This window comes from Terrabacter sp. Ter38 (assembly GCF_024519435.1).
Lineage (GTDB): Bacteria > Actinomycetota > Actinomycetes > Actinomycetales > Dermatophilaceae > Terrabacter.
In genome coordinates, this window is record NZ_JALJRZ010000003.1 from 464,845 (window position 1) to 476,847 (window position 12,003).

Below are 12,003 nucleotides of genomic sequence, written 5' to 3' on the forward strand. Positions count from 1 at the left end.
CAACCGGTGGGACGCCTCCCGGGCGTTGGCACATGCTGCCAACACCTGACCGTTTCCGCGCCAACCCTCGCCAGAACCGACGAGGGGGCCGTGTCGATGTCGAGGGCGAGCCGTCCGCTCCGTCCCCCGGGTGAGCGTGCCACGCTGGCACGACGCGACGAAGGAGCGAGTGAGACATGGCGAAGTACCTCATCGGCGTGGACTTCCAGGCCGGCGACGACCCGGCCCCGATGTCCGACTGGACCCCGGAGGAGGTCCAGGCCCACCTCGACTACTACGAGAGGCTCGTCGGCGAGCTCGAGGCCAACGGCGAGCTCGTCTCCTCGACGATCCTCACGGGCCCCGACCTCGCCAAGATCGTCCGGTCCGACGGTGCCGCGCCGGTCGTCACCGACGGACCGTTCCAGGAGTTCAAGGAGTGGCTCGCCGGCTTCCAGGTCGTCGAGGTCGACTCGCAGGAGCGCGCCCTCGAGATCGCGTCGCTCATGTCCGCGGTGCCGGGTCGGGGCGGCGTGCCCACCCGGCAGCCGATCCACGTGCGCCAGGTCATGGAGCAGGCGCCCGCGAACACCGACGAGATGGACGCCTTCCTGCGTACCGCGGGTGGCACCCGCTGACCTCGGCACCCGGAGTCGACGACCTGCTGCGCACGCTCGCGCCGCAGGTCGTCGGCATCGTCAGTCGCCGGTTCGGCGACTTCGACTCAGCCGAGGACGCTGTCCAGGAGGCCCTGATCGCGGCAGCCCGGCGCTGGCCCGTCGACGGGCTTCCCGACGAGCCGCGGGCGTGGCTCGTGACGACCGCCTCGCGGCGGCTCGTCGACCTGTGGCGCAGTGACGCGGCCCGGCGCGAGCGCGAGGCGCGCGTCATCGCCTGGGAGGTCCCGGCGCGCGACCCCGTCGACCACGACGACAGCCTCACGGTCCTCTTCCTCTGCTGCCACCCGTCGTTGACCCCGGCCTCGGCGATCGCGCTGACGCTGCGCGCCGTCGGCGGCCTGACGACCGCGGAGATCGCCCGGGCCTTCCTCGTGCCGGAGTCGACGATGGCGCAGCGGATCAGCCGCGCCAAGGCGACGATCCGCGCCTCCGGCGCAGGCTTACGTATGCCGTCCGGCGCCGACCGCGAGGAGCGTGCCCGCTCCGTGCTCCACGTCCTCTACCTCGTCTTCAACGAGGGCTATGCGAGCACGCACGGTGACAGGGTGCAGCGCACCTCGCTGTCCCGCGAGGCGATCCGCCTGACCCGGATGCTCATCGACGGCTCACCCGACCACCCCGAGGCCCTCGGCCTGCTGTCGCTCATGCTGCTGCTCGAGGCCCGCACTCCGTCGCGCAGTGACGCCTCGGGGGCGCTCGTGCCGTTGCCCGACCAGGACCGCTCGAGGTGGGACGTCTCGCTCGTGGCCGAGGGTCTCGACCTGCTCGGCCGGGCCCTGGCGCTCGGCGCCGTGGGGGACTACCAGCTCCAGGCCGCCATCGCCGCGGTCCACGACCGGGCGCCCACGGCCGCGGACACCGACTGGGACGAGATCCTCTCGCTCTACGGGCTGCTCGAGCAGGTCACCGGCAACCCGGTGGTCACGCTCAACCGGGCCGTGGCGGTGGCCATGGCCCAGGGCCCGGAGGCCGCCCTCGAGGTCGTCGACGAGGTCGAGGACCGGCTCGGCACGACGCACCGCTGGCTCGCGGTGCGCGGGCAGCTGCTCGAGATGGCGGGCGACACGGCCCCGGCTGCCGACCTGCTCGACCGCGCGGCGGCGACCGCGACGAACGAGGCGGAGCGTCGGCATCTCGCCGCCCGGGCCGCTCGACTGCGCTCGCCCCGGCCCTGAGCCACCCGGGCCGGGGACCGGGGCCGGGGACCGGGGCTGGGACCGTGGCTGGGACCGGGGCTGGGACCGGGGCGGCGGCCTTCACTCGTCGGGGGTGATGTCCCGGCCGGGCGCGCGGACGCATGCTGGACACGGAACGAGTCAGCGGCGCCGGCCGCGCGGGTCACGGCGCACCGAGGCGTGAGGACGAGGCATGGACGAGACCACGGCAGCCGGGACGGACGAGACCGTCACGCGCTTCGAGCCGCTGACGGCCTCGGACCTCGCCGAGGTCGTGCTCGGGCTGGCCGCGGTAGGGGTCGAGACCGCCGGCCGCGTCGTCGAGCGGATCCGGCCACCGACGCTGGTCACGGCGGTCGTGACCGCTCCGCTGAGGACGGCCGTGACCGGCCTGGGATCCCGGCTTCGACGCGCGGACTGGTCCCAGGAGCTGCTCCGTCGTGGGCACTCGCGACGGGGTGAGCTCGGTCGACGCGTCGAGGTGACGGCCCAACGGGTGGCCGCCGTCGTCGTCGAGGCCGTCCTCGACGTCGTGGACCTCACCGACATCGTCGTCGACCACGTCGACCTCGATGCGGTCGTGAGCACGGTGGACCTCGACCGCGCCGTCGCCCGGGTCGACATCGACGCGATCGTCGCCCGGGTCGACATCGACGCGATCGTCTCGCGGGTCGACGTCGACGCCATCGTCGAGCGGCTCGACATCGACGGGATCGTCGCCCGGGTGGACCTCGACCGGGCCGTGTCCAGGGTCGACATCGGGGCGGTCATCGAGCGGCTCGACATCGACGGGATCGTCGCCCGGGTGGACCTCGACCGGGCCGTCTCGGGTGTGGACATCGATGCGATCGTCAGCCGGGTCGACATCGACGCCATTGCCGCCCGCATCGACCTCGACGCGATCCTGGACCGGGTCGACGTCAACGCCGTCGCGCAGCGGCTGGACCTCGACGCCGTCGTGGGCAGACTCGACCTCATCGGCCTCGCCGAGTACGTCGTCGAGGAGATCGACCTCCCCGGCATCATCCAGAGCTCGTCCGGGGCCATGGCCTCAGAGGGGATGCGCGAGGTCCGTTGGCAGGGCGTCGGGGCCGACGAGCGCGTCGCGCACGTCGTCGACCGGATGCTCCGGCGCCGGCCGCGGACGCCGGGTCCGGCCCTCCCCGCCGCCGAGGTCGCCACGCGTCCCGTGCTCCCCGGGACCGCCGGATGAACGGCGCGACGTCATGACGTCACCGTCGCGACCCGGACGTGACCCGGTCTCGCGGATCGTCCTGCCCGGCCCGGCGCGTTCGGTCCAGGGGCACCGCGCCGGCATCGTCACCCGGGTGGCCGCCGGAGCCGTCGACCTCGTCGTCGCGCTCCTCGGCGTCGCCCTCATGTATGCCGCGTGGGCGGGGACGATCTTCCTGCTCGGTCCGCAGTCCTTCCGCTTTCCCGACCCGGGCGGCCTGCGACTGCTCCTGCTCGTGCTCGGGCTGCTCACGGCATACCTCACGGTGGCGTGGGCCACGACGGGCCGCACCTTCGGCAACCGCCTGCTCGGCCTCCGGGTCGTCGACGACGGCGGGGGCACGATCGGTCTCACGCGGGCGTTCCTGCGTGCCGCCGCGTGCGTCATGTTCCCGGTCGTCCTCTTCTGGGTCGTCGTCAGCCGCGAGAACCGGTCGCTGCCCGACGTGCTGCTGCGCACGTCCGTCGTCTACGACTGGACGTCGAAGGGCGGTCGCGGCGACGAGCCGACGTCGACGCCGCGGGCGATCGTGCTGCCCCAGGACGACTGAGCGACGGCGCCCCCGCCGACGGACGACCGTTGGTGGTCCGTGCGTGGCGACACGCGGGACGACACGCCGACTCGGCGAGGTGGTCCTGACCAACGGTCGTCGGTCGGCTGCGGCCACGCGTCAGCCGGCGTCGCCGCGGTGGATCGGGGCGTGCGGGAACGACGTCTCGGCCGGCCCCTCGAGCTCGGCCCGGTGGTTGCGGATGAGGTCGAGGTTGCGGTCGCGCAGGTGGTCGAAGGCCTGCCCGACGTTGGACCCCGGGGTCAGCGACGCGAGCGCGTCGGCGGGGTCGAGCCGCGCCGAGACCCAGCCCGGGTGCGTCGCCGCCTTGGCGACGATGTGCCCGATCGGCGTCACGATGTGCGAGTTGCCGAAGTAGAGCACGCCCGCGGGGTCGGCACCGACGGCGTTGGCCCCGATGACGTAGACGTGGTTGTCGTAGGCACGCGCGCGCGACGTGAGGTCCCAGATGTCGGCGGAGCGCAGCAGGGCCGACGGCCGGCAGATGACCTCGGCGCCCTGGACCGCCTGGATCCGCGAGAGCTCGGGGTAGTCGCCGTCGAAACAGATGATCATGCCGATGCGGCCGAGCTCGGTGTCGCACACCGTCACGGTGTCGCCCGGGGTGACCCAGCCGCCGCCGCTGACGATCTCGGAGCAGAACGGGTGCGTCTTGCGGTAGGTCCCGAGCACGTCACCCGCCGGGCCGACGAGCACCGAGGAGTTGTAGACGACCCCGCGCTCGGGCCCGCGCTCGTAGGTGCCGACGCAGACGTGCACGCCGAGCTCACGGGCCACGGCGCGGATCGGCTCGACCATGGGTCCGGGCAGCTCGGTGACGAGGTCCCAGAGCTCCTCCTTGGAGCAGCCGGGGGTGAAGCCCGTCGTCGCGGTCTCGGGCAGCACGACGAGCTCGGCCCCGGTGGCGGCGACACACTGCCGCGTCATGTCGACGCACGTGTCGAGGTTGGCTCGGATGGTCTCGGCGCTGAGGGGGGCCGGGACGGGGGCGACCTGGACGGCCGCGGCGGTGAAGGCGCGCATCGTCAGCTCCTCCGACCGATCGCCCAGCCGACGAGGACACCGACGAGCGCGACGGCCCCGCCGGTGACGACGCCGAGGGCGTACTCGCGCCCGGCGAACGACCCCGTGGGAGCCGACCGACCGGCATACGACACCGTGCCGGGCGCAGCAGAACCAGCAGCTATGCCGGGTGCCGCGGTCGGGGCGAGGGCTGCGGGGGCGCTCGGGGTGGCCGCACGGACGCCCGAGATGTCGGCGTCGACGGCCGAGAAGAACTGTCCCGCCATCTTCTTCGTGACGCCGGCGAGCATGCGCTGGCCGACACCGCCGATGACGCCGCCCACGGATGCGTCCGCGTCGTAGGTCAGGTCGGTGCCTCCGGCGCTCGACGGGGCGAGCCGCACGACGACGTCGGCGTCGACGGTGCCCGGGGCTCCCGCGCCCGAGGCCTTCATCGTGAAGGAACCGGGGTGCTGCGGGTCGCGCAGCGACACCTCGCCGTCGTAGGTGCCCTTGATGGCGGCGACACCTGCCGTCACGGTCATGGCGTAGTGGTCGGGGCCGAGCTCGGTGAGGCGCTCGCAGCCCGGCAGGCAGCGCGCGAGCACGGCCGGGTCGTGGAAGGCGTCCCACACCTGCTGCGGGTCGGCCGCGAGGGTGGCGGATCCGGTGATCTTCATGCGGTCGGCTCCTTCGATGACGGGCTCGGCGTGCTGGTCGTTCTGCTCGTGCGGTGCAGGGACGGGATCTCGCCGTCCGCGTGGCGGCGGCGCAGCTCCCAGAGGTCGTAGGGCGAGATCGGCATCCGGGTGATCGGGAAGCCCTCGGCGTCCTCGATGGCCGACGCGATGACGGCCGACACGGGGATGCAGCCCGCCTCGCCGGCGCCCTTGATGCCCAAGGGGTTCAGCGGCGACGGGGTCTCGAGGTGGTCGGCCTCGATGGTGGGCACCTCGGACGCGTAGGGCATGAGGAAGTCCATGAAGCTCGCGTTGAGCAGCTGGCCCGACTCGTCGTAGGCCATTCGCTCGTAGAGTGCGCCGCCCACGCCCTGCGCGACGCCGCCGTGGACCTGGCCCTCGACGATCATCGGGTTGATCATCGTGCCGCAGTCGTGGATGACGCAGTAGCGCAGGATGCGGATCTCGGCCGTGACGGGGTCGGTCTCGACGATCGCCGCGTGCATGCCGTTGGCGAAGGTCGCCTGGGTGGGGGAGTAGAAGTCCTTGCCCTCGAGGCCCGGCTCCTCGTCCTCGGCCACCGGGGGCTTGTCGGGGTCGAAGGTGCCGGCGAACTGGGTCGCGGCCTTGGCCGCCTCGTCGAACGCGTAGCGGAGCGGGTTGGAGAGCACCGACACGGTGCCGAGGGTCATCGACGTCGCCGGAGCGCCCTTGACCCGCACCGTGCCCTCGACGATCTCGAGGTCCTCGGGCGACACCTCGAGGGCGTCGGCGGCGATGCGCAGCGCCTTGGCCCGCACGTTGCGGGCGGCGAGGGCGATGGCGCTGCCGCTCATGACCGCGGCGCGCGACGCGAAGGTGCCCACGGCATACGCCATCTTGCGGGTGTCGCCCGTGGTGACGAAGACGTCCTCCATCCGGACGCCGAGCTCCTGGGCGACGATCTGGGCGAAGACGGTCTCGTGGCCCTGGCCCTGTGACGTCAGGCCCGTCGAGACGTTGACCCGACCGCTCGTCTCGATCTGGATGTGACCCCCCTCGTAGGGGCCGACGCCGGTGCCCTCGACGTAGCAGCCGATCCCGAGCCCGACCTTGCGTCCCTCGGACTCGGCCTGGCGCCGGTAGTCGGCGAAGTCGTCCCAGCCGACGAGGTCCTTGAGCTTGGCGAGGCTCGCCGGGAAGTCGCCCGAGTCGTACTTGAGCGGGCGGCCGTCCTGGAAGAGCAGGCCGTGGTCCCACGGCATCTCGGTCGGGAGGATGAAGTTGCGCGACCGCACCTCGGCCCGGTCGAGACCGAGCTCGTCGGCGATGGCATCCATCGTGCGCTCCATCGCGAAGCAGCCCTGTGGGCGGCCGGCGCCCCGATAGGGCGTCACGAGAACGGTGTTCGTGTAGAGCGACCAGAACTCGCAGCGGTAGGTCCCGGGCTTGTAGGGGCCGAGCAGCTGGGTCGAGGTGATGATCGGGACGATGATGCCGTAGGGGGTGTAGGCGCCGTTGTCGTGCCAGAGCTTGACGTCGAGCGCGAGCAGGTGGCCGTCGTCGTCGAAGCCGACGGTGACCTGCTGGAGCTGGCCGCGCTCGTGCGCCGCGCTGATGAAGTGCTCGCGCCGGTCCTCGGCCCACTTGACCGGGCGGCCGAGGAGGATCGCGGCCCACGGGACGAGGACCTCCTCGGGCCACGGGTGCACGATCTTGACGCCGAAGCCGCCGCCCACGTCGGGGGCGATGCACTCGACCTTCGCGAGCGGCAGGTCGAGCTTGGCCGCGACAGCGGCACGCACGCCGGTCGAGGTCTGGGTCGAGGAGTACATCCGCAGCTCGCCGCGGTCACGGTCCCAGCGGGCGTAGACGCCCTTGCCCTCCATCGGCATGCAGGCGCTGCGCTCGATGTCGAGGTCGAGGGTCAGGGTGTGCGGCGCCGCGGCCATGGCGGCCTCGACGTCGCCCACCTCCTGCAGCATGTGGGCCGCGACGTTGTCGGGCACGTCGTCGTGCACGAGCAGCTCGCCGGAGCGGGCGGCCTCGATGCCGACGACGACGGGCAGCTGGTCGTAGGTGACGCGGATGCGCTGGCAGGCGTCCTCGGCGACGTAGCGGTCGGTCGCGACGACCATGACGATCGGCTCGCCGACGTGGTTGACCTCGTCCTTGGCCAGGGCGTAGCCGGTGCGGCCGTGGGTCAGCGTCGGGTGCGGGATGAGCAGGGGCAGCGGCTCACCGACCCGGCCCGGGAGGTCCTCGTGGACGTAGATGCCGACGACGCCCTCGACCTCGGTGGCCTCGGAGGCGTCGATGTCGACGATGCGGGCGTGGGCGTGCGGGCTGCGGACGAACGCCGCGGCGAGGGCGTCGTGCCCGAGGTCGTCGAGGTAGCGGCCGCCGCCCGTGACGAGACGGGGGTCCTCCTTGCGCCTGATCGGCGCGCCGAACATCTGGGTCGTCACGCGCGCTCCTCCGCCCGCTCGGCCTTGATCTCGGCGGCGCGCAGGACGCTCTTGACGATGTTCTGGTAGCCGGTGCAGCGGCAGAGGTTGCCCGAGATCGCCTCGCGCGCCTCCTCGCTCGTCGGTGAGGGGTTCTCCTCGAGATAGGCCGTGACGGTCGTGAGGAAGCCCGGGGTGCAGAAGCCGCACTGGAGCCCGTGGCACTCGGCGAAGGCCTGCTGGACCGGGTTCATCGACTCGCCGGTCGGGGCGGTGCGGGCGTCGGGCGCCGAGCAGAGCCCCTCGACGGTGGTGATCGCGTGGTCCTGCGCCGTGACGGCGAACATGAGGCACGAGCGCATCGGCTGCCCGTCGACGAGGACCGTGCAGGCGCCACACACCCCGTGCTCGCAGCCGACGTGGGTGCCGGTCAGCTCGAGGTCGTGGCGCAGGAAGTCCGAGAGCAGGCGTCGGGCGGGCACGGCGGCGGAGTGGCGTACGCCGTTCACGGAGACGGTCACGTCGTGGAGGGTCTCGGTGGCGGGGGTCGTGTCGGTCATGCGATGGCTCCTGCACGGTCGGCGGCCTGGGGGAGGACCCGTCGGGTCAGCTCGGTGACGAGCATGCGGCGGTAGTCGGCGCTCGCGTGGATGTCGCCCTCGGGCTCGACGTGCCCGCGCACCGCCTCGGCAACGGTGTCGAGCGCAGCGTCCCACTCGCCCGAGCCCGGCTCGACCCCGTCGAGGGCCGGCCCGAGGTCGAGGACCGAGGGCACGTCGGTGACGGAGACGAAGGAGGCGCGAGCGCCGGAGACGACGCCGTCGGCGACCGTCAGGGCCACCCCGACGCCGGCCATGGCGTAGTCGCCGTGCCGGCGGGCCGCCTCGGTGAAGGCCGTGCCGGTCCCGGCCGGGAAGCGGCCGAAACGCACCGCGACGGCGAGCTCCTCGGCCGCGAGCGACGTCTCGAGGGCGCCGAGGAAGAAGTCGGACCACGCGACCTCGCGCGACCCGGACGGACCTGCCACCTCGACGACTCCGTCGGTCAGGGCCAGGATCGCAGGCATCTCACCGGCCGCGTCGGCGTGGGCGATGGAGCCGACCGTCGTGCCGCGGTTGCGGATGGCCGGGTGGGCGACGTTGACGAGCGCCTGGCGCAGGAGGGGGAGGGCGGCATACGCCTCCGCGGAGCGCTCGAGACCGGCGTGGCGCACGAGGGCACCGACGCGTACGGCCTCGGGTGTCACCTCGACGGTGTCGAGGCCGGCGACGCGGTTGATGTCGACGAGGTGCGCCGGCGAGGCCAGGCGCATGTTGAGGATCGGGATGAGACTCTGGCCGCCCGCGAGGACCTTGCCGTCGTGCCCGACCTCGGTGAGGACGGAGACGGCCTGCTCGACGGTGAGCGGTGCGTGGTGCTCGAAGGGGGCGGGCTTCACCGAACTGATCCTGCCTTCCGACCCCCGGTGGGGACTAGTGACGGTTGTGCATCGCTGCCCGTGGGCTTTTGGCAACTTCTGCCCTGAACGGGCCGTGGGCCCCCGATCCGAGATCGGGAGCCCACGGGCCGGTGGTGCGTGAGGCGTCAGCGGCGGCGCAGGTCAGGCCCGTTGGGCTCGTCCTGGTAGAGGTCGTCGATGCCGTCACTGTCGCCGTACTCCGCCTTGCCCAGTGCGATCATCGTGCCTCCCGTGGCATCGGCCCGGTCACGCAGGTCGGCGGGGGCCACGGCGCGGGCGACGTGGTAGGCCACGATGGTCACGATCGTGCCGAGCGCGATGCCACCGAGCGTGAAGTCCGACGTGAAGACGAGCGAGACGCCGCCGATGCCGATGATGATGCCGGCCGCGATCGGCACGAGGTTGATCGGGTTGCCGAAGTCGACCCCGTTCTCCTTCCAGATCTTCGCGCCGAGCAGGCCGATCATGCCGTAGAGCACGACGGTGATGCCGCCGAGTACGCCGCCCGGCACGGAGGCCACGAGCGCCCCGAACTTCGGCGAGAGGCCGAAGATGATCGCGACGACCGCGGCGACGTAGTAGGCCGCCGTGGAGTAGACGCGGGTGGCCGCCATGACGCCGATGTTCTCGGCATACGTCGTCGTCGGCGAGCCGCCGACCGAGCTGGCGATGACGGTGCCGATGCCGTCGGCCGCGATGGCGCGCCCCATGTAGGGGTCGAGGTTCGACTTCGTCATCTCGGCGACGGCCTTGACGTGGCCGGTGTTCTCCGCGATGAGCGCGATGACGGCCGGGAGGACGAGCAGGATGGCGGCGACCGAGAACGACGGTGCGTGGATGCCGACGATCTCCTTGCCGTCAGCGCCTGTCGTCGACGTCGGCGGGAGGCCGAACCAGGGCTGGCTCGCGAGGTTGTCGAAGTTCGTGCGGAAGTGCGTCGTGACCTTGCCGGCGCCGGCGTCGAAGGACGTGATCTGGCCGAACATCTTGTCGAAGAGCCACGAGATGATGTAGCCGAAGATCAGGGCGAGAAAGACCGCGATGCGCGACGCGAAGCCCTTGAAGGCGACCGCGCAGATGATCGTGAACGCCATGACGAGCAGCGCGACCCACTGGTCCTGGGGCCAGTAGATGCTGGCGACGACCGGCGCGAGGTTGAAGCCGATGAGCATGACGACGGCGCCCGTCACGACCGGCGGCAGCACCTTGTGCAGCACCGCGGACCCGGCGAAGTGGATCGCCACACCGACGAGTGCGAGCACGACACCGGCGACGAGGATCGCGCCTGTCACGTCGGCGGACGTGCCCCCTTGCGCCCGGATGGCCGCGACGGCGCCGACGAAGCTCGCCGACGTGCCGAGGTAGCTCGGGACCTTCCCGTTGACGATCAGCAGGAAGCAGATCGTCGCGATCCCGCTCATCATGATCGCGAGCTGGGCGTTGAGACCCATGACCAGCGGGAAGACGAAGGTCGCCCCGAACATCGCGACGACGTGCTGCGCACCGAGACCGATCGTCCTGCCCCACGCGAGTCGTTCGTCAGGTGCCACGACGTCGTCGGGGCCCATCGTCTTGCCGTCCCCGTGCAGTTTCCAGCCCAAGCCCAAAGCCATTCCGACTCCTATGGTTGCCACATGCGGTGATGTGGGTCACGTCCCACTCCGGGATGGGCGAAAACTACTCCCACCGCACGGGATTGCGTTCGTCAAACGTTGATACACGCCGAGGGAGCCCCTCTGGCAGGAGATGACGTATGCCGGGCGCCCGCCTAGTCGGGTCCCGCCGGGTGCTCCTGCAATCGTCGGACGATCGGTCAGTGGAGGTTCGCACCCCCTCATGGGGGTCCGAAGTTCCACGACGGGGCAGCCAAGCCCACGGGGCAGGTACGGCCGCAGCCGCGGGGCCGGCCGTCCCAGCCCTTGGCCCGCAGGACCTGGGCGACCTCCAGCGCGAGGGCACAGGCCGTCGGGACGAGGTCGCTCCAGTAGCAGCGCAGCGTGGTGCGCCCGGCGACCGCGGCGGCTCGGTCACGGCGCCCGTCGCGCTGGACGTCGAGCCAGCCGCCGTGACCGAGGCGGCCATCGATCTCCGCAACGACGCCGTGGTCGTACTCACGGTCGCGGCGCCCGGCCTTGCCGAACGGTGACTGCGACGTCCCGCACGGCAGGCCGTGGGCACGCTCCACGTCACGGATGAAGCGCCGCTCGGCCGGGCTCTCGCAGCCCTCGGCGACCTCGGCGAAGATCTCGAGGAGCAGGGCCCGGTCGCTCTGCTGCGGGCGCCCGGCCAAGGCTGCCCTGAGTCGGTCGGTGCTCGTGAGCTCGAGTCCGATCGCCTTGGCTGCCACGGCGACCGCGCGGTCGGGGCGGCGACGGTCGGACAGGTCGAGGACGGTGTGCTCGACGGTGGTGCGGTGCGGCCAGCTCACGGGGTCGACCCGATCCAAGGCGTGGCGACTCCGCGAGATGACCACCCCGGGCACGTCGCGGACGCGGCGGGTGGCCGGCACGACGACGCGGATCTGGTCCGGCGCCGCCCGGACGAGCCCCCAGAGGTAGCCGGCGCTGCTGCCGCACAGGGCCGAGCCGCGGCCGGCGTGGAGCAGCGCCGCCACGGCGAGGGTCTCCCAGTCCTGACGGCCGGGCATCGTCTGGTAGACCCCTGGGTGCACGGCGATCCAGCGCCCGCTCGTCAGCCGGCACTCGACGGCCTTGCGGGTCATGCCCCCGCTGAGGGCCTGGGCGCGGCTCACCAGACCCGACTGCCCCGCGGCTCGGGCTCGGAGCAGCGCGTCCAT

At 72.2% G+C, this 12,003-nt stretch carries 11 protein-coding genes; 4 read left to right on the plus strand and 7 right to left on the minus strand.

Annotated features, from left to right (window positions below; translation table 11 throughout):
- Positions 1-176: 176 nt before the first annotated feature.
- The 4 genes from NR112_RS09420 (at position 177) to NR112_RS09435 (ending at position 3,618) form a co-directional block, all read left to right on the plus strand.
- Positions 177-617 carry a YciI family protein gene (locus NR112_RS09420; RefSeq protein ID WP_256793770.1) on the plus strand — a complete coding sequence of 147 codons (441 nt, stop codon included), beginning with the start codon at positions 177-179 and terminating at the stop codon, positions 615-617.
- Positions 618-643: 26 nt separating this feature from the next.
- On the plus strand, positions 644-1,834 hold the full coding sequence (locus tag NR112_RS09425) for an RNA polymerase sigma factor (RefSeq protein WP_306217021.1): 1,191 nt from the start codon (positions 644-646) through the stop codon (positions 1,832-1,834).
- 193 nt (positions 1,835-2,027) lie between these two features.
- Positions 2,028-3,047 (plus strand): hypothetical protein, encoded by a 1,020-nt coding sequence (locus tag NR112_RS09430; protein ID WP_256793771.1) that lies wholly within the window; start codon positions 2,028-2,030, stop codon positions 3,045-3,047.
- 13 nt (positions 3,048-3,060) lie between these two features.
- Entirely contained in the window at positions 3,061-3,618 is a 558-nt protein-coding gene (locus NR112_RS09435; protein WP_256793772.1) for an RDD family protein, read from the plus strand.
- A gap of 120 nt (positions 3,619-3,738) precedes the next feature.
- Here the strand turns inward: NR112_RS09435 and NR112_RS09440 are convergent, their stop codons facing one another.
- The 7 genes from NR112_RS09440 to NR112_RS09470 all read right to left on the minus strand — a co-directional run bounded on the left by NR112_RS09440 (position 3,739) and on the right by NR112_RS09470 (position 12,003).
- On the minus strand, positions 3,739-4,662 hold the full coding sequence (locus NR112_RS09440; protein WP_256793773.1) for a carbon-nitrogen hydrolase family protein: 924 nt from the start codon (positions 4,660-4,662) through the stop codon (positions 3,739-3,741).
- Between the two features lie 2 nt (positions 4,663-4,664).
- Entirely contained in the window at positions 4,665-5,321 is a 657-nt protein-coding gene (locus tag NR112_RS09445) for a carbon monoxide dehydrogenase subunit G (RefSeq protein ID WP_256793774.1), read from the minus strand.
- Positions 5,318-7,768, minus strand: coding sequence for an aerobic carbon-monoxide dehydrogenase large subunit (gene cutA / locus NR112_RS09450; protein WP_256793776.1), 2,451 nt, complete (start codon positions 7,766-7,768; stop codon positions 5,318-5,320). Before cutA ends, NR112_RS09445 begins: the two co-directional genes overlap by 4 nt.
- Positions 7,765-8,307: a (2Fe-2S)-binding protein gene (locus NR112_RS09455; RefSeq protein WP_256793778.1), complete on the minus strand. Its 543-nt coding sequence runs from the start codon at positions 8,305-8,307 to the stop codon at positions 7,765-7,767. The genes cutA and NR112_RS09455 overlap by 4 nt, the downstream gene beginning before the upstream one ends.
- The gene (locus tag NR112_RS09460) at positions 8,304-9,185 is read right to left on the minus strand and encodes a xanthine dehydrogenase family protein subunit M (RefSeq protein WP_256793779.1); all 882 of its coding nucleotides are present in this window, start codon (positions 9,183-9,185) and stop codon (positions 8,304-8,306) included. The genes NR112_RS09455 and NR112_RS09460 overlap by 4 nt, the downstream gene beginning before the upstream one ends.
- Before the next feature lie 146 nt (positions 9,186-9,331).
- Positions 9,332-10,819, minus strand: a complete 1,488-nt coding sequence (locus NR112_RS09465; RefSeq protein ID WP_256793780.1) for a uracil-xanthine permease family protein — start codon at positions 10,817-10,819, stop codon at positions 9,332-9,334.
- Positions 10,820-11,040: 221 nt separating this feature from the next.
- The gene (locus tag NR112_RS09470; protein WP_256793781.1) at positions 11,041-12,003 is read right to left on the minus strand and encodes a hypothetical protein; all 963 of its coding nucleotides are present in this window, start codon (positions 12,001-12,003) and stop codon (positions 11,041-11,043) included.

Coding starts and splice junctions, on each gene's coding strand:
- NR112_RS09465 (WP_256793780.1), bottom strand. CDS start 10,819: ATGGCTTTGGGCTTGGGCTGGAAACTGCACGGGGACGGCAAGACGATG.
- NR112_RS09455 (WP_256793778.1), bottom strand. CDS start 8,307: ATGACCGACACGACCCCCGCCACCGAGACCCTCCACGACGTGACCGTC.
- NR112_RS09420 (WP_256793770.1), top strand. CDS start 177: ATGGCGAAGTACCTCATCGGCGTGGACTTCCAGGCCGGCGACGACCCG.
- NR112_RS09430 (WP_256793771.1), top strand. CDS start 2,028: ATGGACGAGACCACGGCAGCCGGGACGGACGAGACCGTCACGCGCTTC.
- NR112_RS09470 (WP_256793781.1), bottom strand. CDS start 12,003: ATGGACGCGCTGCTCCGAGCCCGAGCCGCGGGGCAGTCGGGTCTGGTG.
- NR112_RS09445 (WP_256793774.1), bottom strand. CDS start 5,321: ATGAAGATCACCGGATCCGCCACCCTCGCGGCCGACCCGCAGCAGGTG.
- NR112_RS09435 (WP_256793772.1), top strand. CDS start 3,061: ATGACGTCACCGTCGCGACCCGGACGTGACCCGGTCTCGCGGATCGTC.
- NR112_RS09440 (WP_256793773.1), bottom strand. CDS start 4,662: ATGCGCGCCTTCACCGCCGCGGCCGTCCAGGTCGCCCCCGTCCCGGCC.